The organism is Kitasatospora sp. NPDC088391 (genome assembly GCF_044753345.1).
Lineage (GTDB): Bacteria > Actinomycetota > Actinomycetes > Streptomycetales > Streptomycetaceae > Kitasatospora.
Genome location: NZ_JBIVNB010000008.1, coordinates 331,386 through 355,710, shown reverse-complemented (window position 1 = coordinate 355,710; position 24,325 = coordinate 331,386). Strand labels below are relative to the sequence as shown.

21 protein-coding genes and 1 pseudogene are annotated in these 24,325 nt (G+C 73.5%); 17 read left to right on the top strand and 5 right to left on the bottom strand.

The features are described from left to right. Window positions 1–95: 95 nt before the first annotated feature. Window positions 96–1,070, bottom strand: a complete 975-nt coding sequence (gene galE / locus ACIQBJ_RS24695) for a UDP-glucose 4-epimerase GalE (RefSeq protein WP_400714466.1) — start codon at window positions 1,068–1,070, stop codon at window positions 96–98. 201 nt (window positions 1,071–1,271) lie between these two features. On the opposite strand from galE, the gene ACIQBJ_RS24690 reads away from it, so the two are divergent. After that, window positions 1,272–2,363: a S1C family serine protease gene (locus ACIQBJ_RS24690; RefSeq protein ID WP_400714602.1), complete on the top strand. Its 1,092-nt coding sequence runs from the start codon at window positions 1,272–1,274 to the stop codon at window positions 2,361–2,363. Between the two features lie 118 nt (window positions 2,364–2,481). Here ACIQBJ_RS24690 and ACIQBJ_RS24685 read toward each other — a convergent pair whose 3' ends face one another. Then, window positions 2,482–3,636: a sensor domain-containing protein gene (locus ACIQBJ_RS24685; RefSeq protein WP_400714463.1), complete on the bottom strand. Its 1,155-nt coding sequence runs from the start codon at window positions 3,634–3,636 to the stop codon at window positions 2,482–2,484. 287 nt (window positions 3,637–3,923) lie between these two features. Between ACIQBJ_RS24685 and ACIQBJ_RS24680 the strand changes: the two genes are divergently transcribed. From ACIQBJ_RS24680 to ACIQBJ_RS24625, 12 genes are all read left to right on the top strand, one after another. After that, window positions 3,924–4,331, top strand: a complete 408-nt coding sequence (locus ACIQBJ_RS24680) for an NADH-quinone oxidoreductase subunit A (protein WP_400714460.1) — start codon at window positions 3,924–3,926, stop codon at window positions 4,329–4,331. Beyond that, window positions 4,322–4,951 carry an NADH-quinone oxidoreductase subunit B gene (locus ACIQBJ_RS24675; protein WP_400714457.1) on the top strand — a complete coding sequence of 210 codons (630 nt, stop codon included), beginning with the start codon at window positions 4,322–4,324 and terminating at the stop codon, window positions 4,949–4,951. Before ACIQBJ_RS24680 ends, ACIQBJ_RS24675 begins: the two co-directional genes overlap by 10 nt. After that, entirely contained in the window at window positions 4,948–6,102 is a 1,155-nt protein-coding gene (locus tag ACIQBJ_RS24670; protein ID WP_400714454.1) for an NADH-quinone oxidoreductase subunit C, read from the top strand. Before ACIQBJ_RS24675 ends, ACIQBJ_RS24670 begins: the two co-directional genes overlap by 4 nt. Further along, window positions 6,099–7,058 (top strand): NADH-quinone oxidoreductase subunit NuoH, encoded by a 960-nt coding sequence (gene nuoH, locus ACIQBJ_RS24665; protein ID WP_400714451.1) that lies wholly within the window; start codon window positions 6,099–6,101, stop codon window positions 7,056–7,058. Before ACIQBJ_RS24670 ends, nuoH begins: the two co-directional genes overlap by 4 nt. Beyond that, the gene (locus ACIQBJ_RS24660) at window positions 7,055–7,606 is read left to right on the top strand and encodes a NuoI/complex I 23 kDa subunit family protein (protein ID WP_400714599.1); all 552 of its coding nucleotides are present in this window, start codon (window positions 7,055–7,057) and stop codon (window positions 7,604–7,606) included. Before nuoH ends, ACIQBJ_RS24660 begins: the two co-directional genes overlap by 4 nt. Continuing rightward, window positions 7,603–8,220, top strand: a complete 618-nt coding sequence (locus ACIQBJ_RS24655) for an NADH-quinone oxidoreductase subunit J (protein WP_400714448.1) — start codon at window positions 7,603–7,605, stop codon at window positions 8,218–8,220. Before ACIQBJ_RS24660 ends, ACIQBJ_RS24655 begins: the two co-directional genes overlap by 4 nt. A gap of 1 nt (window position 8,221) precedes the next feature. Then, window positions 8,222–8,584: an NADH-quinone oxidoreductase subunit NuoK gene (nuoK, locus tag ACIQBJ_RS24650; RefSeq protein ID WP_400714445.1), complete on the top strand. Its 363-nt coding sequence runs from the start codon at window positions 8,222–8,224 to the stop codon at window positions 8,582–8,584. Then, window positions 8,581–10,578 carry an NADH-quinone oxidoreductase subunit L gene (locus ACIQBJ_RS24645; RefSeq protein ID WP_400714442.1) on the top strand — a complete coding sequence of 666 codons (1,998 nt, stop codon included), beginning with the start codon at window positions 8,581–8,583 and terminating at the stop codon, window positions 10,576–10,578. Before nuoK ends, ACIQBJ_RS24645 begins: the two co-directional genes overlap by 4 nt. Window positions 10,579–10,621: 43 nt before the next feature. Continuing rightward, window positions 10,622–12,148: a NuoM family protein gene (locus ACIQBJ_RS24640; RefSeq protein ID WP_400714439.1), complete on the top strand. Its 1,527-nt coding sequence runs from the start codon at window positions 10,622–10,624 to the stop codon at window positions 12,146–12,148. Then, entirely contained in the window at window positions 12,148–13,686 is a 1,539-nt protein-coding gene (locus ACIQBJ_RS24635) for an NADH-quinone oxidoreductase subunit N (RefSeq protein ID WP_400714436.1), read from the top strand. Before ACIQBJ_RS24640 ends, ACIQBJ_RS24635 begins: the two co-directional genes overlap by 1 nt. A 106-nt stretch (window positions 13,687–13,792) precedes the next feature. Beyond that, window positions 13,793–14,650 (top strand): zinc metalloprotease HtpX, encoded by an 858-nt coding sequence (htpX, locus tag ACIQBJ_RS24630; RefSeq protein ID WP_400714433.1) that lies wholly within the window; start codon window positions 13,793–13,795, stop codon window positions 14,648–14,650. A gap of 135 nt (window positions 14,651–14,785) precedes the next feature. After that, on the top strand, window positions 14,786–15,184 hold the full coding sequence (locus tag ACIQBJ_RS24625) for an SHOCT domain-containing protein (protein WP_400714430.1): 399 nt from the start codon (window positions 14,786–14,788) through the stop codon (window positions 15,182–15,184). Window positions 15,185–15,252: 68 nt separating this feature from the next. Here the strand turns inward: ACIQBJ_RS24625 and ACIQBJ_RS24620 are convergent, their stop codons facing one another. Further along, the gene (locus ACIQBJ_RS24620) at window positions 15,253–16,833 is read right to left on the bottom strand and encodes a purple acid phosphatase family protein (protein WP_400714427.1); all 1,581 of its coding nucleotides are present in this window, start codon (window positions 16,831–16,833) and stop codon (window positions 15,253–15,255) included. A gap of 188 nt (window positions 16,834–17,021) precedes the next feature. Here ACIQBJ_RS24620 and ACIQBJ_RS24615 point away from each other — a divergent pair. After that, window positions 17,022–17,144 (top strand): annotated as a pseudogene (locus ACIQBJ_RS24615) (YccF domain-containing protein); the annotation flags it as partial. Here ACIQBJ_RS24615 and ACIQBJ_RS24610 read toward each other — a convergent pair. Both ACIQBJ_RS24610 and ACIQBJ_RS24605 read right to left on the bottom strand, forming a co-directional pair. Next, on the bottom strand, window positions 17,128–19,008 hold the full coding sequence (locus ACIQBJ_RS24610) for a recombinase family protein (RefSeq protein ID WP_400714424.1): 1,881 nt from the start codon (window positions 19,006–19,008) through the stop codon (window positions 17,128–17,130). The pseudogene ACIQBJ_RS24615 and the gene ACIQBJ_RS24610 sit on opposite strands and share 17 nt — an antisense overlap. 747 nt (window positions 19,009–19,755) lie before the next feature. Further along, a complete protein-coding gene (locus tag ACIQBJ_RS24605) occupies window positions 19,756–20,328 on the bottom strand; it encodes a helix-turn-helix domain-containing protein (RefSeq protein WP_400714421.1) in 573 nt (190 codons plus the stop codon). Between the two features lie 183 nt (window positions 20,329–20,511). Here ACIQBJ_RS24605 and ACIQBJ_RS24600 point away from each other — a divergent pair, with 183 nt between their 5' ends. The 3 genes from ACIQBJ_RS24600 to ACIQBJ_RS24590 all read left to right on the top strand — a co-directional run bounded on the left by ACIQBJ_RS24600 (window position 20,512) and on the right by ACIQBJ_RS24590 (window position 24,164). Beyond that, the gene (locus tag ACIQBJ_RS24600; protein ID WP_400714419.1) at window positions 20,512–21,462 is read left to right on the top strand and encodes a DUF2637 domain-containing protein; all 951 of its coding nucleotides are present in this window, start codon (window positions 20,512–20,514) and stop codon (window positions 21,460–21,462) included. Window positions 21,463–21,870: 408 nt separating this feature from the next. Next, window positions 21,871–22,419 carry a plasmid mobilization protein gene (locus ACIQBJ_RS24595; protein WP_400714416.1) on the top strand — a complete coding sequence of 183 codons (549 nt, stop codon included), beginning with the start codon at window positions 21,871–21,873 and terminating at the stop codon, window positions 22,417–22,419. Continuing rightward, window positions 22,416–24,164, top strand: coding sequence for a hypothetical protein (locus tag ACIQBJ_RS24590; RefSeq protein ID WP_400714413.1), 1,749 nt, complete (start codon window positions 22,416–22,418; stop codon window positions 24,162–24,164). The genes ACIQBJ_RS24595 and ACIQBJ_RS24590 overlap by 4 nt, the downstream gene beginning before the upstream one ends. The last annotated feature ends 161 nt before the right edge of the window (window positions 24,165–24,325 follow it).

The window sequence follows — 24,325 nt, the reverse complement described above, 5'->3', positions numbered from 1 at the left end:
GGCGCGCCGCGACGACAGGGCCCCGGACCGCTGCGGCGGTCCGGGGCCCTGGGGGGCTGTTCGGTGTGGGGAGGGGTGCGCCTGGGCGGGGCGGGCTACGGGTGGCGGTGCTGCCAGCCCGCCCAGGCCGAGGCGACCATCGAGCGCAGGTCGTGCTCGGCGCTCCAGCCGAGCTCCTGGCGGATCAGGTCGGCGGCGGCCACCACCCGGGCCGGGTCGCCGGCCCGGCGGGCGATCACCTCGGGGGCGATCCCGATCCCGGTCACCTCGGCGATCTCGGCCAGCATCTCGCGCACCGAGGCGCCGTGCCCGGTGCCGATGTTGAGGGTCAGCCGGACCGGGTCGCCCGGCCCGGCCGCGGCCAGCCGGCGGACGGCGGCGACGTGCGCGGAGGCCACGTCCGAGACGTGGATGTAGTCGCGGACGCAGGTGCCGTCCGGCGTCGGGTAGTCGTCGCCGTAGATCAGCGGCGGCAGGCCGGCCGTCAGCCGCCCGAAGGCCAGCGGCACCAGGTTGGCCGCGCCCGGGTCGGACAGCTCGGGGGAGGCGGCGCCCGCCACGTTGAAGTAGCGCAGCGACACCGCGGACAGGCCGTGGGCCGCCGCGCAGGCGTTCAGCAGCCACTCGCCGGCCAGCTTGGTCTCGCCGTACGGGTTCATCGGCGCGCACGGGGTCTTCTCGTCGACCAGGTCGACGTCCGGCATCCCGTAGACGGCCGCGGAGGAGGACAGCACCACCCGGCGCACCCCCGCGTCCACCGCGGCGGCCAGCACCGTCCGCAGGCCCTCGACGTTCTCGTGGTAGTACCGCAGCGGCCGCTCGACCGACTCGCCGACCTGCTTCTTCGCGGCCAGGTGCAGCACGCCGGTGACGCCGTGCTCGGCCAGCGCCGCGTCCAGCAGCGGGCGGTCCAGCGTGGAGCCGGGCACCAGTGGCACGCCGGGCGGCAGGTGGGCGGCCGCGCCGCTGCTCAGGTCGTCCAGCACGGCCACGGACTCGCCGGCCGCGACCAGCTCCCGCACGACATGGCCGCCGATGTAGCCGGCGCCGCCGGTGATCAACCAGGTCATGACTCCGATCCTAGTGCCGGGCCGGTCGGGGCCGGGTCGTGCGGCGGGCGGGTCGTGCGGCGGCGCGGGGCGTGCCGCCTTCCGGGGTGTCCGCTGGTGTGTCTGCGCGGAAACACGGACATACCGGTGAAATGCTGACAAAGCCCTGTCCTGCGACCTGAGGTGGCCGCCGTGCGCCCGAAGAAGGAACCGACCCGCCCGATCCCGGCCGGCCCCCGGCCCACCGGGCCCAAGCTGTGGTTCGGACCGGCCGCGGTGCTGGTCTCGGCCGCGCTGCTGGTGGCGGGTTGCTCCAGCTCCGGCAAGGGCGGCGGCTCCTCCGCGGCCGCCAGCGGCAGCGCGTCCTCCTCGGCCCCGGCGCCCGCGAGCAGCAACCAGCTGGAGCAGGACTACCAGCACGTGATCGCCCAGGTGCTGCCCTCCGTGGTGCAGATCACCGCGGGCAACAGCCTCGGCTCCGGCATCGTCTTCGACGACAAGGGCGACATCGTCACCAACGCGCACGTGGTCGGCAGCGCCACCACCTTCACCGTGACGCTGGCCAACAGCAGCAAGCCGCTGGACGCCACCCTGGTCGGCAGCTACCCCGACTCCGACCTCGCCGTGGTCAGGCTGAGCAGCCCGCCGAGCGGCCTCAAGCCCGCCGTCTTCGCGGACAGCGCCAAGGTGGCGGTCGGCCAGATCACCCTCGCCATGGGCAGCCCGCTCGGCCTGTCCAGCAGCGTCACCCAGGGCATCGTCTCGGCGGTCGGACGGACCGTCAGCGAGCCGCGGACCGCGGACTCGCCCGGCGCCACCATCGGCAACATGGTGCAGACCTCGGCCGCGATCAACCCCGGCAACAGCGGCGGCGCGCTGGTCAACCTCTCCAACCAGGTGATCGGGATCAACACCCTGACCGCCGTCGACCCCGAGCTGAACGGCTCGGCCGCGCCCGGCATCGGCTTCGCGATCCCCGCCGTCACCGTGACCAACATCGCCAACCAGCTGATCAAGGACGGCAAGGTCAGCAACTCCGGCCGGGCCGCGCTCGGCGTCACCGTGCGCCCCTACTTCGACGCGAACTTCCAGCCCGCCGGGGCGGCCGTCGTCTCCGTCACGGCCGGCGGCCCCGCCGCCTCGGCCGGCCTCCAGGCGGGCGACGTCATCACCAAGGTCAACGACACCGCGATCACCAGCCCCTCCGCGCTGACCACCGCGCTGGCCTCGCTCGCCCCCGGCGACAAGGCCACCGTCGGCTACCAGCGCGAGGGCAAGGACCAGACCGCGCAGGTCACCCTCGGGACGCTGTAGCCGCAGCGCCCGCCGGACCCGGGCCCGGAGTGCCGTACCGCGCAAGGGAGACGGCACCCCGGGCCCGCCCACGCCCGGACCCGCCCGGCCGACGGGGCGCGGGCGGGGCGGACGGCGGTCAGCCCTGGCGGCCCGCCCGCGTCCGCCACGGGAGCTCGACCGCGACCGTGGTCGGGCCACCCGCCGGGCTGTCGACCACGAAGACGCCGTCCACCGACTCGGCGCGCTCGGCCAGCCCGGCCAGCCCGCCGCCGGGCCGGACCACGGCCCCGCCGCGCCCGTCGTCCTCCACCGCCAGCATCAGCCGGTCGTCCTGGCGCCAGACGTCCACCGAGGCGGAGCGGGCGCCGGAGTGCTTCGAGGCGTTCGTCAGCAGCTCGCTGACGGTGAAGTAGGCGATGCCCTCGACCGCGGAGTCCGGCCGCTCGCCGCCCAGCTCGACCCGGACCCGGACCCCGCCGGGCAGCGTGCAGCGGGCCGCCACCGAGGAGAGCGCGGCATCCAGCCCGCGGTCCGTCAGCACCGCCGGGTGGATGCCCCGGGCCAGGTCCCGCAGCTCCTGCAGGGCGAGCTTCACCTCGCCGTGCGCGGCGTCCACCATCTGCGCGGCGGCCTCCGGGTCCTCCGTCAACTTCTCCTTGGCCAGGCCGAGATCCATCGCCAGCGCCACCAGCCGGGCCTGCGCGCCGTCGTGCAGGTCGCGCTCGATCCGGCGCAGGTCGGCCGCCGCGGTGTCGACCACCGCGCCCCGGTCGTCCTCCAGCTCGCGGACCCGCTCGGCCAGCGCGCCGGGCCCGACCAGGCCCTCGACCAGCAGCCGGTCCGCCATCGCCAGCGCCCGCATCGCCCAGGGCAGCGCCGGCCAGCCCACGATCAGCAGCACCAGCGTCAGCGCGAAGGAGACCACCCCCCAGGGCAGCATCACCACGCAGTACAGCACCGACCGCCAGCTCAGCCCGTCCGACAGGGCGGCCACCACCCGGCCCGTCAGCCCCGCCCGGCGCGGTGCCAGCGGCGGCGGCTCGCCCACCGAACTGCCCAGGTCCGCCCGGGCCCTGGCCCGGGCCAGTCGGCCGAACTGCCGCGCCGAGGACAGCCCGAACGCCAGCAGCGGCAGGCCGAGCACCGTCACCGCCAGGCCCAGGCCGACGCTCACCAGCACCACCGTGGCCACGAAACCGGCCAGCCCGATCGGGAAGTTCAGCAACTCGTGCCGGACCTGCCGCCACAGCCGCGCCCCGTACAACGACGGGCGCTTCGCCTCGTCCTCCATGCTTCGCGCCCTCTCCTCGTGCTCGCCGTGCCCGTTCACCTGATCTGTCGATGATCAGCATCCCGGTCCGCCGCCCCCCGGCGCCATGGTGCTGAACTCCGTCTTCGCCCGGGGGTTATCCCCACCTCCGGTCCGGAGGCCCGGACCAGGAGGGCCGTCGAGCGGAATTCCGGCGAATGTCCACCGACCGTCTTGCAGGGCGGGCAGGTGGAGGAGTAGACGAGCGGTGCACATAGACTCCCGCGATAGCGATGGTTATGGACGGGCAAAGAAGAAGGGCGTAACCCATGGAGTGGCAGCCGCTCGCTGCCGACCCCGCGTCCGGCAGCGGCTACTTCGACGCCTACGCGGCCGTCGGTCTGCTGGCGGTCATCGGCGTCCTCTTCGTCGCGGTGTCCTTCACCGCCAACCGCCTGCTGCGACCCTCGGTCGACACCCCGGAGAAGCTGCTCGCCTACGAGTGCGGCGTCGACCCGGTCGGCGAGGGCTGGGCGCACACCCAGATCCGCTACTACGTCTACGCCTTCCTGTACGTGATCTTCGCGGTCGACGCGATCTACCTGTTCCCGTGGGCCACGGTGTTCGCCGCCGCCGGCTTCGGGGCGGTCACGCTGGTGGAGATGTTCGTCTTCGTCGGCTTCCTCGCGGTCGGACTGCTCTACGCCTGGAAGAAGGGCGTTCTGGAATGGACGTGACGCACGCGCACGGGACGCCCGGGGACGGCCCCGTCCCGCTCGGCATCCCCGACCCGGCCCGCCCCGGCGCCGCCGTCGAGCAGCGCCGCCTCGGCCCGCTCGCCCGGCTCGCCCCGGACCCGGTCAAGGTGGTGCTCAACTGGGGCCGCCGCTACAGCCTCTGGTGCTTCAACTTCGGCCTCGCCTGCTGTGCGATCGAGTTCATCGCCGCGTCGATGGCCAAGCACGACTTCATCCGGATGGGTGTCATCCCGTTCGCGCCCGGCCCCCGCCAGGCCGACCTGATGATCGTCTCGGGCACCGTCACCGACAAGATGGCCCCCGCCGTCAAGCGCCTGTACGAGCAGATGCCCGAGCCCAAGTACGTGATCTCCTTCGGCGCCTGCGCCAACTCCGGCGGCCCGTACTGGGACTCCTACTCCGTCACCAAGGGCGTCGACCAGATCATCCCGGTCGACGTCTACGTGCCCGGCTGCCCGCCCCGGCCCGAGGCGCTGCTCCAGGGCATCCTCAAGCTCCAGGAGAAGATCGCCGCCGAGGACGTGCCGCAGCGCTACGCCGCGCCCCCCGCCGCGCTCCGCCGACCCCTGCAGCCCGCGCCGGAGGGGGGCGAGAAGTGACCGACACCCCGGACACCCCGGACACCCCCGACGCTCCGACCGCCGACGAGCCGTCAGCCCCCGTCGAGCAGACCCCCGCCGAGCAGACCCCCGCCGAGCGCACCGCCGCCGCGATCGGGGCGTGGGCGAAGGCCACCGAGGCGTACGGCCTGCTCACCGTCGACGTCCCCGCCGAGCACTGGACCGAGGCGCTCACCGCCGCCCGCGACACCCTCGGACTCGCCTTCCTGGACTGGCTGAGCGCCGTCGACGACCTCGCCGAGGGCTTCGCCGTCTGCGCCCACCTGGCCGCCGTCGGCGAGCCCGGCACCGTGCGCCGCCTGCTGCTGCGCACCCGGGTGCCGCGCGACAGGGCCGTGCTGCCGACCGCCGTCGGGGTCTACGCCGGAGCCTCCTGGCACGAGCGGGAGACCCTGGAGATGTTCGGCATCGAGTTCACCGGCCACCCGTACCCGGCCACCCTGCTGCTCCCGGACGGCTTCGAGGGCCACCCGCTGCGCAAGGACTTCGTGCTGGCCGCCCGGGTCGCCAAGGACTGGCCCGGCGCCAAGGAGCCCGGCGAGGCCGCCGACCACGGTGGCCCGGCCCGGCGCAAGATGCAGCCGGCCGGTGTCCCCGACCCGAACGAGTGGGGCCCGCTCAAGGGCACCCTGCCCCCGGTCGCCGAACGCCCCGCCCGCGCCGCGCGGGCCGGCGGCGCGGCCGCCGCCCGGGCCGGGGCCGGGGCCGGCGTCGACCGCCCGCGCCGCACCCGCAGCGTGGGGGAGGGCTCGGTCGGCCAGGCCGCCGAGGCCCCGCCCGCCGACACCGCCCCGGAGGCCCCGCCGGTCCGGGCCGACCGCCCGCGCCGCACCCGCAGCGTCGGCGAGGGCTCGGTCAGCCAGGCGCCCGACGCCCCGTCGGCCCCCGGGACGGCCGAGGCCCCGTCGGCCCCCGAGGCCCCGCGCCGCACCGCCCGCACCCAGTCGTCCGACGCCCCGTGGCACGCGCCCGTCCCGGCCCACGACGACGGGAAGCCCGCGGCGGCCCCCGAACGACCCGAGCCCGAACAACGACCCGAGCCCGGACAACGACCCGAGCCCGGACAACGACCCGAGCCCGGACAACGACCCGGGGCCGAACCCGAGCAGCAGGACGGAGACAGCGCGTGAACCTCCTCGACACGCTGCTGCGCTGCGTCGGCACGCTGGTGGCGTTCCTGGTGCTGCCGTTGGTGGTCGGCCAGACCGAGCACAAGGCGATGGCGCACATGCAGGGCCGGCTCGGCCCGATGTACGCGGGCGGCTTCCACGGCTGGGCGCAACTGGTCGCCGACGGCGTGAAGTTCGTCCAGAAGGAGAACGTCGTCCCGAAGGACGCCGACCGGAAGGTGTTCCAGCTCGCCCCGGCGGTCGCGCTGCTGCCGTACCTGGTGGTGCTGCTGGTGATCCCGATCGGCCCGGACGGGCTGGTCGGGCAGGCGGTCGACGCGGGCATCTTCTTCGTGCTGGCCGTGATGGGCATCGGCGTGCTCGGCTCGCTGATGGCCGGCTGGGCGTCCGCCAACAAGTTCTCGCTGCTGGGCGCGCTGCGCACGGCCGCCCAGCTGATGTCGTACGAGCTGCCGATGCTGCTGGCCGCCGCCTCGGTGGCGATGGCGGCGGGCACGGTGGCGCTGCCCGGGATCGTGGACGCCTTCCACTGGTGGTGGGTGCCGTGGCAGGCGATCGGCGCGTTCGTGTTCTTCACGGCCGGCCTGGCCGAGCTGCAGCGCCCGCCGTTCGACATGCCGGTGGCCGACTCGGAGATCATCTTCGGCGCGTACACCGAGTACACCGGCCTGCGCTTCGCCCTGTTCCTGCTGGCCGAGTACGCGGGCATCGTGGTGCTCTGCGCGCTCACCTCGGTGCTGTTCCTGGGCGGCTGGCACGGCCCGTTCGCCGACGGCCTGGGCTGGCTCTGGACGCTGCTGAAGACCTTCGCGCTGGCGTTCGTGGTGATCTGGCTGCGGGTCACCTACCCGCGGCTGCGCGAGGACCAGCTGATGCGCTTCGCGTGGACGGTGCTGATCCCGCTCGCCCTGGCCCAGCTCGTCCTGACCGGTGTCGTCAAGGTGGTGTTGCTCTGATGGGCGTTCCCGGCTCCGGCCTGGCCAAGGGCCTGGCCGTCACCATGCGCACGATGATGCGGAAGACCGTCACCGCGCAGTACCCGGACGTCCAGCCCGACCTGCCGCCGCGCTCGCGCGGCGTGATCGCGCTGCTGGAGGAGAACTGCACGGTCTGCATGCTGTGCGCCCGCGAGTGCCCGGACTGGTGCATCTACATCGACTCCCACAAGGAGACGCTGCCCGCCGCCGACCCGAACGCCCGCGCCCGGACCCGCAACGTGCTGGACCGCTTCGCGATCGACTTCTCGCTCTGCATGTACTGCGGGATCTGCATCGAGGTCTGCCCGTTCGACGCGCTGTTCTGGTCCCCGGAGTTCGAGTACGCGGAGACCGACATCCGCGAGCTCACCCACGAGCGCGAGCGGCTGCGCGAGTGGATGTGGACCGTCCCGCCGCCGCCCGCGCTCGACGCCGCGGCGGAGGAGCCCAAGGAGATCGCCATGGCCCGCAAGGCCGCCGACAAGCTGGCCGCCGCCGCGGCAGCCCAGGAGGGGGAGCCGAGTTGAGCACCCTGCTGGCCGCGGCGGGCTCGCTGGAGCCCGCCGCGCGCTCCTACCTCTCGCCCACCGGGCAGGAGATCGTCTTCCTGCTGGTCGGCGTCCTCGTGCTCGGCGCGGCGGTCGTCTCGGTGACGACCCGCCAGCTGGTGCACGCCGCGCTCTGGCTGGTGGTCGCGCTCGGCGGCCTGGCCGTCGAGTTCCTGCTGCTGACGGCCGAGTTCGTGGCCTGGGTGCAGGTGCTGGTGTACCTGGGCTCGGTGGTCGTGCTGGTGCTGTTCGGCCTGATGCTGACCCGCGCCCCGATCGGCCGCTCCCCGGACGCCGACTCCGGCAACCGCCCGGCCGCGCTCGCCGTCGGCCTGGCCTCCGCCGCGACCCTGGTCACCCTGGTCGTCGACGCCTTCCGCTCCTCCTGGATCGACCTGTACGGCGCGGCCGGCACCACCCGCCTCACCGGCGAGTACCTGTTCTCGCACTGGGTGCTGCCGTTCGAGGCGCTGTCGGTGCTGCTGCTCGCCGCCCTGGTCGGCGCGATCGTGCTGTCCCGCACCGCGGGCGGGCGGGCGAAGCCGCGGCCCGGCCGCCTGCGCACCGCCGCGACGAAGCCGAAGGAGCGCTGACGTGCACCTCGCCTACCCCGCCGTCCTGGCCGCGCTGCTGTTCAGCGTCGGCGTGTACGGCGTGCTCGCCCGGCGCAACGTCGTCCTGGTGCTGATGTCGGTCGAGCTGATGCTCAACGCCGTCAACCTCAACCTGGTCGCCTTCGACGTCTGGCTGCGCGACACCCTGCACGCCGGCCAGGCGCTCACCCTGTTCACCATCACGATCGCCGCCGCCGAGATCGGCCTGGGCCTGGCGATCGTGCTGCTGGTGTACCGCACCCGGGGCACCGCCGCCGTCGACGAGGTCACCGCGCTCGGCGACCGCCACGAGGCGGACCCCGCGGTGGACCCCGCGGCGAACCCCGAGGAAGTTGCCCGATGAACCTCGCGCTGCCGATCCTCGTCCCCGCGCTGCCCGCCCTCGGTGCCGCCGCCGGCCTGGCCACCGGCCGCCGCCACCCCGGCCTGGCCCGCCCGCTCGCGGTGCTCCCGGTCGCGGTCTCCGCCGTGCTGGCCCTGGTCACCGCCCTCCAGCTCGGCACCGGCACCGCCCTGGACGCCGCCACCCGGCTCGCCCCCACCGGCGGCCCCGAGATCTCGCTCGCCCTCCACCTGGACGGCTACTCCTCGCTGATCTCGGTGCTGGTCGGCCTGGTCGCCACCTGCGTGCAGGTCTACTCGACCGCGTACCTGAAGGACGACCCGCGCTACCCCTCGTACGCGGCCCTGGTCTCGCTGTTCACCGCCGCGATGTTCCTGGTCGTCTACTCCGGCGACCTGATCGTGCTGCTGGTCGGCTGGGAGGTGATGGGCATCTGCTCGTACTTCCTGATCGGCCACCACTGGGAGACCGCCGACGCCCGCGGCGCCTCGCTGAAGGCGTTCCTGGTCACCAAGCTCGGCGACGTGCCGTTCCTGTTCGGCCTGTTCCTGCTCGGCGCGGACGCCGGGACCTTCCGGATCACCGAGGTGCTGCGCACCGCCGCCGCCGGCGGCCTCCAGCACCCCACCCTGATCGCCCTGCTGCTGCTCGCGGGCGTGGCCGGCAAGAGCGCCCAGTTCCCGCTGCACACCTGGCTGCCCGACGCGATGGCCGGCCCGACGCCGGTCTCCGCGCTGATCCACGCCGCCACCATGGTCGCCGCCGGCATCTACCTGGTCGCCCGCCTGCTCCCGGTCTTCCTGCAGTCCTCGGCCGCCCTGCTGGTGCTGGCCGTGATGGCGGCCGTCACCATGGTCGGCTCGGCGCTGTGCGCGCTCGCCCAGGACGACCTGAAGCGGGTCCTCGCCTACTCGACGGTCGGCCAGCTCGGCTACATGGCCGGCGCGCTGGCCTCCGGCGACCGGCAGGCCGCCGTGTTCCACCTGGTCGCGCACGGTGCCTTCAAGGCCCTGCTGTTCCTCACCGCCGGCGTGGTCATCCACGCCGCGCACACCAACTCGATCGGCGCGATGTCCCGGATCGACGGCCTGCGCCGCCGCGTCCCCGACGCCTACTGGACGATGGGCATCGGCCTGGCCGCCCTGGTCGGCCTGCCGCCGTTCGCGGGCTTCTTCTCCAAGGAGTCGGTGCTCACCGCCGCCGAGCACGCCGCCCACGGCGAGGCCCTCACCGGCACCCTCGGCCCGGCCTCCGCCGTCCCCGCCGCGGCCGGCTGGACCGTCCTGGTCGCCGGGCTGCTCACCGCGCTGCTCACCGCCGCCTACGCCACCCGGCTCTGGCTGGTCGCCTTCCACTCCGCCCCGGGAGCCGCACCGGTGGCCGTCCCCGCCGACGCCCCGTACTCCCCGGAGATCGACGAGGCCGACCCGGCGCACGCCGAACCCGCCGCGATGCGCTGGCCGCTGTGGGTGCTGGCCGTGCCCGCGCTGGGCTTCGGCCTGCTCGGGCTGCGCACCGACTGGCTGCCCGCCCTGCTCGACGGCGAACCGCTGAGCCCCGCCGTCACCACCATGGCGCTCGGCACCGGCGCCGCCCTGGCCGGCGTCCTGGCCGGGTACGCCGCCTGGCGCACCGCCGCGGCCCGCGCCACCGCCGGGCTGCCCGCCACCGCCGGGCAGCCCGCCACCGCCGGGCAGCCCGCCACCGACCCCGGCCGCCTGCTGCTCGGCCCGCTGTACGGGCCCGCCCAGCACGGCTTCGGCGTCGACCGGCTCTACACCGCGCTGTTCGTCCGGCCCACCGCGGCCGCCGCCCGGCTGGTCCGGTTCCTGGACCGCGCCGTGGTGGAGACCTACGTCCGCGGCGCGGGCGCCGCCCCCGGCTGGCTCGGCCGCGCCGTCCGCTTCGCCCAGACCGGCAACGCCCAGGGCTACCTGAGCGCGCTGCTGGCCGGAGCCGTCCTGCTCGCCGTCCTGGTGGCGGTGGGCTCATGACCCGTCCTCACCTCCCCGTCCCGGCACGCCCTTGGAGCCCCCGATGAACGCGGTCCTCATCGCCCTCCTGGTGCTGCCGCTGCTCGGCGCCGCCCTGACGCTCGCCCCGATCGGCGACAAGCAGGCGCTGCGCCTCGGCACCACCGTCACCGGCGGCACCCTGCTGCTGGCGGTCGTCCTCGCCGCGGGCTTCGACCACGGCGACCCCGGCCGGATGCAGGCCGGCACCGACGTGTCGTGGATTCCCGCGCTGGACGTCCGCCTGCACCTCGGCGTCGACGGCATCTCGCTGCCGCTGCTGGTGCTGACCGCGCTGCTCACCTTCCTGTGCGCGCTCTACTCGGTGAAGAAGCTCCCGGCCGGCCCCGGCGGCCGCGCCTTCACCGGCCTGCTGCTCCTGCTGGAGACCGGCATGCTGGCCACCTTCGCGGTGCTCGACCTGGTGCTGTTCTTCCTGGCCTTCGAGATCGTGCTGATCCCGATGTACTTCCTGATCAGCCGCTGGGGCAGCGGCAGGAAGGTCCCGGCCGCCAACCGGTTCATCCTCTACACCCTGCTCGGCTCCGCCGTGATGCTGCTCGGCTTCCTGCTGATCGGCACGAAGGCCGGGACGTTCGACATGGTGAAGCTGGCCGCCGCGCACGGCTCCGGCCTGTCGCACACCACCCAGCTGATCGCCGCGCTGGCGATCCTGGTCGGCCTCGCCGTGAAGGCCCCCGCCTGGCCGCTGCACTCCTGGCTGCCCGACGCGCACACCGCCGCCCCGACCGTCGGCTCGGTGCTGCTGGCCGGCGTGATGCTCAAGATGGGCACCTACGGCCTGGTCCGGGTCCTGCTCCCGATCGTCCCCGACGGCACCGCGACCTTCGCCCCCTACCTGGGCGCGTTCGCCGCCGTCGGCATCGTCTACGGCTCGCTCGCCTGCCTCGCCCTTGCTCGGCCGGGAGCCAAGGGCGACCTGAAGCGCCTGATCGCGTACTCCTCGGTCGGCCACATGGGCTTCGTGCTGCTCGGCATCGCCTCGCTCACCCCGACCGGCCTGAACGGCGCGCTGTTCGCCAACATCGCGCACGGCCTGATCACCGGCCTGCTGTTCTTCGTGGTCGGCGCCCTCAAGGACCGCTACGGCACCGCCGACCTCGACACCCTCTCCGGAGCCACCGGCGCCGCCCTCTACGGCCGCGCCCCCCGGATCGGCGCCCTGCTCGCCTTCGCCGCCGTCGCCAGCCTCGGCCTGCCCGGCCTGGCCGGCTTCTGGGGCGAACTGCTCGCCATGTACGGCGCGTTCGACCCCGCGGACGGGCTCTCCCGCCCCGCCTTCGTCACCTACCTGGTGCTGGCCGGCCTCGGCACCCTGCTCACCGCCGCCTACCTGCTGATCGTGGTCAAGCGGATCTGCATGGGCGACCCGAAGCAGCCCGCCCCGGTCGCCGACCTGCCCGACCTGCGGGGCTACGAGGCCGCCAGTTGGACGCCGCTCGCCGCGCTCACCCTGCTCGCGGGCCTGTGGCCGGCCCTGCTGCTCGGCCTCTCCGACCCGGCCGTCAAGCACCTCCTCGGGAGCGGCTGATGACCACCACTCACGACCTGGGGCAGCCCGTCATGACTCAGCTCGCCGTCGCCGACCCGGGCGCCCTGATCCAGTCCGTCGACTGGGTGGCGATCGCCCCGCCGCTGATCACCGCGCTCGCCGCCCTCGCCGTCCTGGTCACCGACCTGTTCCTGCCCGAGGCCCGCAAGCGCCTGCTGGGGTGGCTGAGCGCCGCCGGACTGCTCGCCGCGCTGGCCGCCCTGCTGCCACTGGCCCTCGGCGACACCCGCTCCACCTTCTGCTTCAGGAGCCCCGGCGGCGGCTGCTCCTACACCGCCGACCACTTCGCGCTCGCCTTCCAACTGCTCGCCCTCGGCGGCGCGCTGCTGACCGTGCTGCTCTCCCTGCACACCGTCGAGGACGAGAAGCTGCCCGGCGGCGAGTACTGGTTCCTGCTGCTCTCCTCCGCCTGCGGCGCCGCCCTGCTCCCGGCCTCCCGCGACCTCGCCACCCTGGTGATCGCGCTGGAGGTCGCCACCCTGCCCGCGTTCGCCCTGGTCGCGCTGCGCCGGGACGGCCGGGGCGCGGAGAGCGCGCTCAAGTTCTTCCTCTCCTCGGTCACCGCGACCGCCGTGATGCTGCTCGGCGTCAGCTTCGTCTACGCCGCCGCCGGGACGGTCCAGCTCCAGGGCATCACCGACGGACTCGCCCACGCCCCGGCCCAGTTGAAGCCGCTCGCCGAGGCGGGCGCGGTGCTCACCCTGGTCGGCTTCGCGTTCAAGACCGCCGCCGTCCCGTTCCACTTCTGGGTGCCCGAGACCTACGTCGGCGCCCCGCTCCCGGTGGCCGGCTACCTCTCGGTGGTCGGCAAGGCGGCCGGCCTGTCCGGCCTCGCCCTGGTCACCACGCTGGCCTTCCACCCGTACGGCCGGACCTGGGGCCTGGTGCTGGCGGTGCTCGCCGCGCTCACCATGACGGTCGGCAACGCGGCCGCGCTGCGCCAGCGCACCGACACCCCGCACGGCGCGGTCCGGCTGCTCGCCTGGTCCTCGGTCGGCCAGGCCGGCTACCTGCTGGTGCCGCTGGCCGCCGCCGGGTACGCCGGTTCGGCCGAGCCGCTGGGCGCGACCGTGGCGTACGCGCTGATCTACGGCCTGGTGAACCTCGGCGCGTTCGGCGCGGTCGCCCTGGTCGGCGGCTCCGGCCGGCTGGACGACTTCCGCGGCCTGGCCGCCCGCAACCGCTGGGCGGCGTTCGCGCTGGCCTTCTTCCTGCTCTGCCTGGCCGGCCTGCCGCCGGGCGTGGTCGGCCTGTTCGGCAAGGTCGTGGTGTTCCGCGCCGCGGTCGACGCGGGCCTGGGCTGGCTGGCCGTGGTGATGGCGGTGAACGTGGTGGTCGCGCTCGCCTACTACCTGAAGTGGACGGCGCTGCTGTTCGCCCCGTCCGCCGAACCGGCCGGGCCGGGCCGCGCCCCGGCGTCCCTCACCGCCGCGCTGGGCCTGGCGGCCTGTGGCGCGGCGGTGCTCTCGGTGGCCCCGCAGCTGGTGCTCCAGGTGGTGTCGGGCAGCCTGTTCTGACCTGTGGTCGAATGCCCGGGGGAACGAACGGGCCAGCTCGGCGCGTTGATCCCGGCAGAGGGAAGCTGCTCAGGGGGCTTCCGCCGGCACCACAGGAGGGCCCGCAGTGCACCGCCACCACAACGGATTGCGGACGGCCGTCCTGCTGGGGGGCCTGTCCGCGCTGATCCTGGTGATCGGCAGTTTCTTCGGCCGCACCGGTCTGCTGGTGGCCCTGCTGGTCGCGGTCGGCACCAACGCCTACGCCTACTGGAACAGCGACAAGCTGGCGCTGCGCGCGATGCGGGCCCGCCCGGTCAGCGAGATCGAGGCCCCGCGGCTGTACCGGATCGTCCGCGAGCTCTCCACCGCGGCCCGCCAGCCGATGCCGCGGCTGTACATCTCGCCGACGCCCGCCCCGAACGCCTTCGCCACCGGCCGCAACCCGCGCAACGCCGCGGTCTGCTGCACCGACGGCATCCTCCGGCTGCTGGACGAGCGCGAGCTGCGCGGCGTGCTCGGCCACGAGCTGAGCCACGTCTACAACCGGGACATCCTGATCTCCTCGGTCGCCGGGGCGCTGGCCTCGGTGGTGATGTTCCTGGTGAACTTCGCCTGGCTGATCCCGGTCGGCCGCTCGGACGACGACGACGGCCCGGGCCTGGTCGGCATGCTGGCGATCATGATCCTGGGGCCGGTCGCGGCGGGCCTGATCCAACTGGCCGTCAGCCGCTCCCGCGAGTACCAGGCGGACGCCGACGGGGCCCGGATCACCGGCGACCCGCTGGCCCTGGCGAGCGCCCTGCGCAAGCTCGACTCCGGCACCCAGCGCCTCCCGCTGCCGCCCGAGCCGCAGCTGCAGACCGCCGGCCACATGATGATCGCCAACCCGTTCCGCCCCGGCGAGCGCGGCGCGAAGCTGTTCTCCACCCACCCGCCGATGCGCGAGCGGATCGCCCGGCTGGAGCGGATGGCCGGTCGCTGAACCGGTGGCCGGCAGGTCACCTTCCGTACTCGCTCGGCATGCGACGCCCGTTTCGGGGTGGTACGAATCGTTTCGTCCCCCGACGATCCCCGTCCCCGGGGACTCTCGTCCAACCGTGCGCGGGATCGGAGCGTCATGGACAACTATCCGCTGCTCAACATCTTCTGGACGATGCTGGAGCTGTTCCTCTGGATTCTCTGGTTCTTCCTGCTCTTCAAGATCATCACGGACATCTTCCGCAGCAACGACATGGGCGGCGGCGCCAAGGCCGGCTGGACGATCTTCGTCATCCTGCTGCCCTTCCTCGGCGTCCTGGTCTACCTGATCGTCCGCGGCGGCTCGATGCACGAACGCGACCTCGACCAGGCCAAGCAGGCCGACGCCGCCTTCCAGGACTACGTCCGCCGGGCCGCCGCCGGAACCCCGCCCTCCACCAACCACGTGGACGAGCTGTCCAAGCTCGCCGAGCTGAAGAACAGCGGCGCCCTGTCCGAGGACGAGTACCGGCGGGCCAAGGACAAGCTGCTCGCCTGACCGGCCGTCCCGGACCGGAGGCCCGCCGCGGAGCAGGTTCCGCGGCGGGCCTCCGGCGTGCGCGGGCCCTACTGGGCGTCCTGGAACTCCCGGTCGTGGCCGCCGTGGCGCCGGCGGCCGTCGCTGCGGTCCCGGACCAGGGTGAAGCGGTCGAACAGCACCGGCACCGGGTCGGGCTGCCCGGCCACCGCGGTCGCCGAGTGGTAGTAGCTGACGGTGATGCTGGTCCGCCCGCCCGGCGCCAGGCCGGGGTCCACGTCGAACACCGCCATGCCGTACGGGAAGGCGTGGTCCGGGTCGCGGACGGCCGACCAGGTGGCCTTCTCCTTGGCGTCCGGGTCGGCCTTGAAGGTCAGCCGCTGGGTGCGGACGAACGCGTCCGGCACGCCGCCGGCCGGGTCGGTCAGGAAGTCGTCGTCGTGCGAGGCGGTGCCGCCGCCGCCCAGGATCAGGTGCACGGTGCCCCGGGAGCTGTCGATCTGCCGCAGCTCGTCGTCCACCACGCTCGGGCGCAGCAGGGTGCCCGGGTCGGTGCCGCGGACGGGGTGGGTGCGCTCGTAGTCGTGGTCGTGGCCGGCCAGCACCAGGTCGACCGAGTAGCGGTCCAGGACCGGCAGCAGGTGCTCGCGCAGGCCCATGTCGCCGCCGTGGCTCTTCGCGGAGGAGGACATCGCGAACTGGTGCATCGAGACCACCACCCAGTCCACCTCGCCGCCGCTCCGGGCCCGCGCCAGGGTGCGCTCCAGCCAGCGCAGCTGGGCGCCCTGGCTGTAGCCGAAGATGTAGACGGACTGCCCGGTGGCCGGGTCGATCGAGGCGTCGTCCTCCACCGAGAGGTCGTTGCCGTCCAGGCTGAGGAACAGCACCGAACCGACCTGGAAGGCGTACCAGTTGCCGCAGAAGTCGCGGGTCCGGTTGTCCGGCAGGTCGAACCGGGCGTGGTACGAGGCGTAGCCCAGCTCGCCGCCGCCGGCCTCCACCTCGTGGTTGCCGGGCGCGGGCATCCAGGGGCGGTGGGCGGCCGACTGCTGGAGGTTGTTCATGAAGGCGTCCCAGCACTGCGGCTGGAGCTGCGGGTTGTTGTTGGCGTAGGCGAGGTCGCCGTTCAGCAGGTGGAACAGCGGGTCGAAGCGCTCGACCTGACGGACCGCCGCGGCCGCGTGGACCGAGGACTTCGACCACTTCGGGTCGCCCGCGCCCAGGTCGCCGAAGCTGGTGAAGCGGAACGCCGCCCGCCCCGGCCGCGGCGCGGTCCGGAAGCTGCCGCGGACCGGGGCCGCGCCGTCGTGCGCCACCTCGTACACGTAGGCGGTGTCCGGGCGCAGCCCGCGCAGCCGCACGCTGTGGGTGTACGTCTCGACCTTGTTCAGCCCGTCCAGGTACGAGCGGCTGTGCGCCGGCTCGGTCCGGCCGAAGCCCTCGCGCGCGGTGCCGAGCCGCAGCTTCGGCCGGCGCACCGAGCCCGCGGTGGCCCAGGAGACGGTCATCTCGGTGGACGGCTCCTCGCCCCACTGCAGGTGCACCTGCTCCGGCGCGGGGACGCCCGCCACCGCGGGCTGGGTCCACAGCAGCGCCGAGCCGGGAACGGCGGCCAGCACGCCGGCCGTGGTGGTGGTGCGGAGCACCGTTCTGCGCGAGGGGTGAGCCACTGTCGCCTCCGTTGTAGACAGTCGAGAGCCGCCCGGACCCTCCCAGCCCCCGGCGAACACCGCACCCCCGCCCGCCACCGCCCGGCCGAACCCCGGGTGAACGCCCCGGAACCGACGCTCCGTCACACCCCTGCCACAGCCGCGGGCCGCCGCCGCGCGTTCCGCGCCCGGTGTGCGAGCCTGGAGGCATGAAGCTGGTCAACTTCCTGCTCAACGTCATCTGGCTGCTGTTCTGCGGACTGTGGATGGCGCTCGGCTACGCCGTCGCCGGGATCGTCTGCTTCGTGCTGATCGTCACGATCCCGTTCGGGAGCCTTCACCGGGGATCAGCATCACGCGCGGGTCGACCCGCCCTTCGATTCGCATAGGCGGCACGAGGTCGAGGACGGGGAGCGGTACCCGTTCGATGGTGTCGAGGATGGTGTTGACGGTTGACCAAGTCCCGTCCTGAGCCCATTCGTTGAAGTACTTCGAGGCAGTACTGGTCGACCCGTACTCCTCGCGGAGCATCGGCCAGGAGGCCCCGGTCCGGGCCTTGGCGAGGATCGCGTCGACCGAGCGGCGGACCCGGTTGCCGCGGCCGGTCGGCAGCAGGTGGGCGATCAACTGCCAGCTCTCGTCGGACAGATCGCTCGCCGGTACGGCCAGGTTGGCGGAGCGGTACCAGGACTGGACCGTGCAGGGCACGCCGCCTCGGCGGAGCGGGACGGGCCCCTCCATGAACACCTTCACATCGAGCAGGGCGAGCACCTCGCTCTGCTCCTCGGGCTTCATGTCGGCGAGATGGTGACGGGCCGTCCGGGCGAGCTGCCGGAGGTCGCGGGCGCGGCGGTCCGCGTCCTCGATCTCCGCTAGCCAGGCGGCGGCTTCCGCCCGCATCTGGTGGAGCTGCTCCAGCTCGGCGTTGAGCGAGGCGGTCGCCTCCGCGATGGCGTTCGCCGACTGCTGCTGCTTGGCGGAGACGACGATCACGGCAGCGATGGAGCTGTCCAAGGCGGCGATCTGGCGGTCGAGTTCTGCGATTCGCTCGGTGTGTGCGGACTGGTCGCCCTGGGCCATGCCGACCCACTCGGCAGCGAGCCGCTCCAGCTTCTCGGAGTCGCCGAGCAACTCGACCACCTCGGACCAGACCCGGGTCTCGACGGCCTCGGCGTCGACGTAGGAGCAGTCGCACACCTCCTGCTCGGGGACGGTCTCGGTCTTGCCGCTGCAGCGGTAGTTCCGGCGGCCGGTGGCGAGCGACTCGCGGCTGATCCCGGTGTAGGGCTCGCTGCAGAGCCCGATGAGGCGCCCGCTCAGCGGGTAGACCGCTCGGTTGCCGCTGCTGGGCTTCGACCGCGAGGAGACCTTCCTGCGCAGGGCCGCCGCCTCGTGCTCCTCGAGGATCCGCGACAGCGCGATCGTCACCGACTCGCCCCACACCGGGTTGCCGTCCATGTCGGTCATAGCGTGCACGCCACGGAAGACGAACTCGGCGTCGAGGACGGCGCGGGACATGATGCGGTCGCGCAGGTTGGCGGCTGACCATGGCCTGCCGGACCGGGTCGTCCTCCCCTCGGCGTTGAGCCGGATGGCGATCTGACGGAAGTTGAGGTTCTCGGCCACCACCATCCGGTAGACGCGCCGGACGAGCTTCCGCTCGCCCTTGTCGATGACCAGGCGGGAGGCGCGCTTCGTGCCCTTGTGCTTGATCCGGTACCCGAACGGTGGCCGGCCGCCGATGTGCGGGGTACCGGGCTCCTCGGCCTTCTCCTGGAGGCCGCCCTGGGTCCGGGAACGGATGTTCTCCCACTCGGTCTCGGCGTAGTCGGCCTCGCGGCGCATCTGCGCGCGGCCCTCGGGCGTGGTGTTGTCGATGTTCCGGTTGACGATGGCGACGAAGACGTTGATGTCCTCCAGCGCCCAGACCCAGCGCCAGAAGGCGCGGCCGGTCCGGCCGATGCGGTCGCCCTTCTCCACCACGACGATGTCGAACTCGTCCCGCTCGGCGCACTCCATCAGGCGGTCGAAGTCCGGCCGTTCGCCCATCTCCTTGGAGCCGGAGACGCCGTCGTCCTCGAAGGTGCCGACGTGATCCCAGCTCTTGCCCTTGATGTGCCGGGCGTTCTTCTTGGCCTGGCTGGCGATGCCGAAGCCCAGCTTCTGCTCCTCGGTGCTGACCCGGAGGTAGTCCACTGCTCGGAGCGTGCGAGGCGCCATGGCGCGGGCGAGCGTGGCGGATGCGGCACGTGGGCGGGTGCTGGGATTCGTCATGTCGGCTCCTGGGCGGTCGGCCGGCCCCGGCGACGGCTGAAGCCGTCGCCGGGGCGCTCAACGTGGGGTGAAGGTATGCGAATTACTCGCGAGATGGTGCTGTTTCCGCGCCAGCGCGAGGAGTTGAAGTGCGTGGAGCGAATAGGAGGCGCAGGAGGCGGGCGCGCTCAGCTGGTGTCAGGTCGGCCCCCTGCGACCACGTCACGGAGATCCTGGGCTGCCGGACGCCTTTAGGGCGAACGCTCCTGTGCAGTTGGCTGTCGAAGGAGGCCGTGATGTTGGGGCAGTTCAGCTGGGGGAACTGGGCGTGGGTAATGGGACTCCTTGGGCTTCAGGATTGGGGAGGGGAGGCGGTGGCCTCGGTGGGGGTGATGGTGACGCGGCCGTGTCCGGATAGGGGACAGGCCAGGGAAGCTGCGGTCGGTCGAGGCAGGGCGGAGGCCTGCGTCGTACGGCAGCTGGCGAAGACCGTCAGATCGGTCTGGGAACTCGGCGGTGACCGCCGAGGTCAGGGAGAGCGCCGTGTCCGTGACGACGGCGTGATCAGCCCGTGAGCTGAGCTCAAGGGCCGAGGGGTGGGGCGCCTGGCTCCTTTCTCGGTGACGGCAAGGCAGTTCGGCAACAGGGCCGAGGATGGTGACCGGCCGGAACTGGCAGGGAAACCGGCGGTTACCCCTCGGGTGTGGCGTCGCCCTGCAGCCGCTCCGCCTGCCGCTTGGCTTCCTCGAAGGCCGGGAAGCGGAAGAAGATCAGAGGGGAGATGCGGACGGGGCCGCGTCGGCGGCTCTCCTCGCTGAGGGCGCGGACGATGCGGTCGTTCAGCTCCTTGGCGTGTTGCGGGAAGATCGCGTTGTACTGGTCGATGGCCTCGAACACCGTGTTGGTGCTCTGCAGCAGGTCCAGCAGGAAGCGGTACCTGGCGACCACCTCGGTGGTCAGCTGGGAGATGTGCTTGTCGGAGGAGGACTCGGGCGGGCCGAGGAACTCCTCCAGGGTGAGGTCGAAGACCTTGGCGAAGCCGATCGCCTCGTCGAGGTTGATCCGCCGGCGGGGCTCGCCGCTCTCGATCCGCCAGACCGACGACTGGTTCATGGGGTAGCCGGAGGCGGTCATGCGCTTGGCGAGTTCGCCGGTGCTCCAGCCGAGGTACTCGCGCTCCAGGCGGACTCGCTCGGCGGCGTGCTCCTCGCTGAGCGCGGGAGCTGCAGGAGAGCTCTCGGGCTGGCCCGGCTCGTCGGTCACTCGATTCACCTCGCATCGAAGTCGGCTCGTTCTTGCATCGTCGCTAGAGTGAAGCTACAGTCATCCCTGGCGGATGGCAAGTCCATCCGAAATGCATCATCCATCGAGCCCCCGGAGCCCACCACGACCCCCGCTACCGCGATACTCCCCGCTCGCCTTCCGTCCCCTGCCCGGGCTGTCCGGGTGACCTCCTGGGACCGGCTCGCCGTCGCCCTGATCGGCGTGGCCGGATTCGCCCTGTTCTTCGACGCGCTGCAGCAGATGGCCGTCGCCATCCACGTGCGCGGCCCGCTGGCGTACGTCTTCCCGCTCACCGTCGACGGGTTCATCGCCTACGGCGTGCGCGCCCTGCTGGTCCTGCGGGCCGCACCGTGGACGGCGCGCCTGTACGCCTGGTTCCTGTTCGCCGGTGCGACCGCCGCCAGCGTGTGGGCCAACGCCCTGCACGCCGTGCGCCTGAACCAAGTGCTCGACCAGGGCGGCGGGCTGCAGCTCGGCGACGCCGTCCACCTCTACATCCTCATCGCCCGCCACGCCGTCACCCCGCAGCCCGCCCCGGCTGGAGCGTCCGGCAGGACTTCTGCCGACCCCATGTTCCCGGACCCCGGCGCGCCGGACCGGCCGATCGGTGGTCCGGTTGCACCCGCCCGGCCGTCCGCCGCGACCGGACCGTCCGTCTCCAGCGGTCCGGAGGGTTTGGACGGGACTGCGGTCCGGTCCGCGCCGTCCGCCTCCTCCGCGCCAGACGAAGTCGGTGGTCCGCTCTCGTCCGTCGCGGACCCGGTGCTGGTCCGGGCCGCCGGTGGTCCGGGGGCGGGGTCGGCAGAACTCTCCGGCTCCGAGACGCGGACGGACGGCGGTCCGGATGCCGATGGCATGGCCGAGCCGCCTCCTGCTGCTGGGGGTGGTCCGGGGCGGCGGGCGGGTCGTCCGGTGGGAGCGTCGATGGAGCGGCTGCTGCAGGTCAGCCGGCCTGCGGTCCGAGCCCATGGCCGCCCGAGCCGCCCGGTTGTCGAGCGTGCGGTCCGCGAGGCCAACCTGCCCATGGGCAGTACCCGCTTCACGGTCCTGATGGACGAGCTCCGCAAGGAGTTCCCGCACGGTCCGGACCGCGAGCACCCACCGGTCGACTGACCCCACCCCGGCGTACCGGTCTACCGTCCGGTGCGTCCGCTCCGACTTCTGCCGATGCGCAGAACTCCCTGGTCCGGTTCGGTCCGTCCGCAGCTGACCCGGTCGCTGCGGACGGACCGCATCCCTTCGCCGTGCGCACACCGGACCATCCCGCCTCCGGAGCATGGCGGCCTGCGCGCGAAGCCTTCCGCCCTCGTGCTGGGCATGGTCCGGACGCTGACCAACCTGATCCCGACAACCCCTGGAGCATGCCCTGACCGACATCTTTCCCGTTCCGGACCACCGCTCTGCCGGTGGTGTAACCTCCTTCGGCCGCACCGGAGTTGACCATCCACGCGTCAACGGCGGAGCAAGCGAGTGCGGGGCCCCTACGGGGCCCCGCACGCGGACGTCCACGCCCAAGGGGGCGTGGACGTGCCGGTGCTGCCGAGGGCGGCAGCACCGGAGCTTCACCGCGGGGGCGCGGCGAAGCAGGAGAAGACGCCCGCCGTCGAGCCGCACCCGTCCGCCCGATCCGCCGAGCGTGCCCCGCGTGCCGTCGTCCGCCGTGCCAAGCGCCGCCGGCGTGACAACGACAACCCGAAGACGAAGAAGCTCGGCTTCCGGTGCACCGCGGAGCGGGAAGCGCAGATCAAGCGGCTCGCTCAGGAGGCCGGCCTGAACGTGGCCGACTACCTGGAGCGCCAGGCCCTGACTCCGTGCGGCGCCGGGACGGTGACCCGTGATGAGCAGCTCGATCAGGCCGTGCAGGCGCTGGACGCCGCGCGCTTCCAGGTCAGCCGACTCGGCGTCAACGTCAACCAGATCGCCTTCCAGCTCAACGCCGAGATGGGCATCGAGCACGGCCCGGCGCAGGCCACCTTGGCCAGGGCCAGGGAGGCGGTGGCCGAGGTCCGCAGGGCGGTGGCCGGGGTGGACGCTTCGGCGATGCGGGTGGCGAAGGCCGCCCGCCGGTGATCACCACCGCCCGCTCCGGGGCGGACACGCTCAAGGCGCTCAAGTACCTGTACGGTCCGGGCCGGCGCAACGAGCACACCGACCCGCACCTGGTGGCCTCCTGGGACGGCTTCGCCCCCGACCCGGGCCGCGACGGCGAGGCCACCTTGGCCCAGCTGCGCGACGCCCTCGACCTGCACGTCGTGCGCTACGGCAGGCCGGTCGCCAAGCACGTCTACCACCGCATGGTCCGTGCCGACCCCACCGACCGGACCCTCGGCGACGAGGAGTGGGGTGCGATCGCACGCCGGGTCGTGGCCGCCGCCGGCATCGCCCCCGACGGCGATCCGGACGGCTGCCGGTGGGTCGCCGTCCACCACGGGGACAACCACATCCACATCCTCGCCACCGTGGTGCGCGCCGACCTGACCCAGGCCCGCCTGCGGGGCGACCAGTACCGGACGGAGGCCGAGCTCACGAAGATCGAGCGCGAGTTCGGGCTCAAGGACTGGTCCGACACCCGAACCCGCGACTACCGGGCGGGGATCCCCAAGCGCCCCAAGAGCCCGGAGCTGCGCAAGGCCGAGCGCCTGGGCCAGGAGGAGACGGGGCGGGCCCGGCTGCGGACCGGCGTGCGGCGGGCCCTCGCGGGGGCTGTGGGGGAGGAGGAGTTCCTCGCCCGCCTGGCCGTGCAGGGCATCCGGTGCGAGGTCCGCCGCCTGCCCTCCGGCGACGCCAGGGGCTACAAGTTCGCCCTGCCTACCGGCGAGCTGGGTCCTCCGGTGTGGTTCTCCGGCAGCCAGCTGGCCGCTGACCTGACCCTGCCCAAGATCCACGAACGGTTCGCCGCTGGCATCGACGAACCCGCACTGGTCGGCAAGGGGCGGCCGGTCACGGTCAGGTACCGGGCCAGCACCAGCCTCGACCGCGCCACCGCCACCGTCGACGACGACCCGCGTGCGGGTCAGGTCAGCGCGGTGGTCAGCGGCACGATCGAGGTCCTCGACACCCTCGCCCTCACCAGCCCGGTCCTGTCACGGAAGGAGATCAACCAGGCCGCCCGGGCCCTGGAGTTCACCGCGGTCGCCCGCACCCGCGCCGCCCGGGCGGAGGCGCGGGCGATGCGCTCGGTAGCCCGCGAACTTCTCTACGCCGGCCCCGCCGGAGGCCGGGGTGAGGAGGGCACGGCCGCCGCCACGATCCTGGCCAGCCTGATCCTGCTGGCGATCGTCATCGCCAAGTGGCACGCCGCCCAAGGCCACCAGCACCAGGCCGCCGCCGCACGGGCAGCGGCACAGCACCTGCGGACCGCCTACGGCAGGCACGCGGGACGGCCGATCGCTGTCCTCGACACCCAGGGCCGCCAACTGCCCCAGCCCGCCCGCGACCGGCACGAGACACACGCCCGCCGGGCACTGCCTGCCGACCTGGCAGCCCGGGTGCTCGCGGACCAGGGCTGGGCGGCGCTCGCCGCCACCCTGGCCGAAGCCGAGCAAGCCGGCCACGACCCACAGGCCCTGCTCGCCCAGGCCGCCGGGCAGAGGGAGCTGGCCAGTGCCGACTCCCCGACCACCGTGCTCACCTGGCGCATCCGCCGAGGCGCCCACCTCCCGGCACCCGCGCCGATCGTCACCCCGGAGGAGCGCCGCACCAGTGCGGCGCTGTCCCGCACGGTCACCCACCGCACCGCTGGCACGCCGGCCATCGCGGTCAGCCCGCCGTCCCCGCCGCCCCCCGGACCGGATACCGGGCGCCGCACGCGGTGACCAACCCCGGTGGGGGGGGGGGGGGGGCCCCCCCCCCCCCCCCCCCCCCCCCCCCCCCCCCCCGCCGGGGGGCGGGGGGGGGGGCCGGGCCGGGCCCCGCGCCCGCGGGGGGGGCGGCCGGGCCGGGCCCGGGCCCCCGGGACGGTACGGGTCAGGAAGCG

Bases quoted from the DNA above. Each gene is read 5' to 3' on its own strand.
- ACIQBJ_RS24645 (WP_400714442.1), top strand. From the start codon at position 8,581: ATGAACCTCGCGCTGCCGATCCTCGTCCCCGCGCTGCCCGCCCTCGGT.
- ACIQBJ_RS24680 (WP_400714460.1), top strand. From the start codon at position 3,924: ATGGAGTGGCAGCCGCTCGCTGCCGACCCCGCGTCCGGCAGCGGCTAC.
- ACIQBJ_RS24640 (WP_400714439.1), top strand. From the start codon at position 10,622: ATGAACGCGGTCCTCATCGCCCTCCTGGTGCTGCCGCTGCTCGGCGCC.
- ACIQBJ_RS24625 (WP_400714430.1), top strand. From the start codon at position 14,786: ATGGACAACTATCCGCTGCTCAACATCTTCTGGACGATGCTGGAGCTG.
- ACIQBJ_RS24685 (WP_400714463.1), bottom strand. From the start codon at position 3,636: ATGGAGGACGAGGCGAAGCGCCCGTCGTTGTACGGGGCGCGGCTGTGG.
- ACIQBJ_RS24675 (WP_400714457.1), top strand. From the start codon at position 4,322: ATGGACGTGACGCACGCGCACGGGACGCCCGGGGACGGCCCCGTCCCG.
- ACIQBJ_RS24635 (WP_400714436.1), top strand. From the start codon at position 12,148: ATGACCACCACTCACGACCTGGGGCAGCCCGTCATGACTCAGCTCGCC.
- galE (WP_400714466.1), bottom strand. From the start codon at position 1,070: ATGACCTGGTTGATCACCGGCGGCGCCGGCTACATCGGCGGCCATGTC.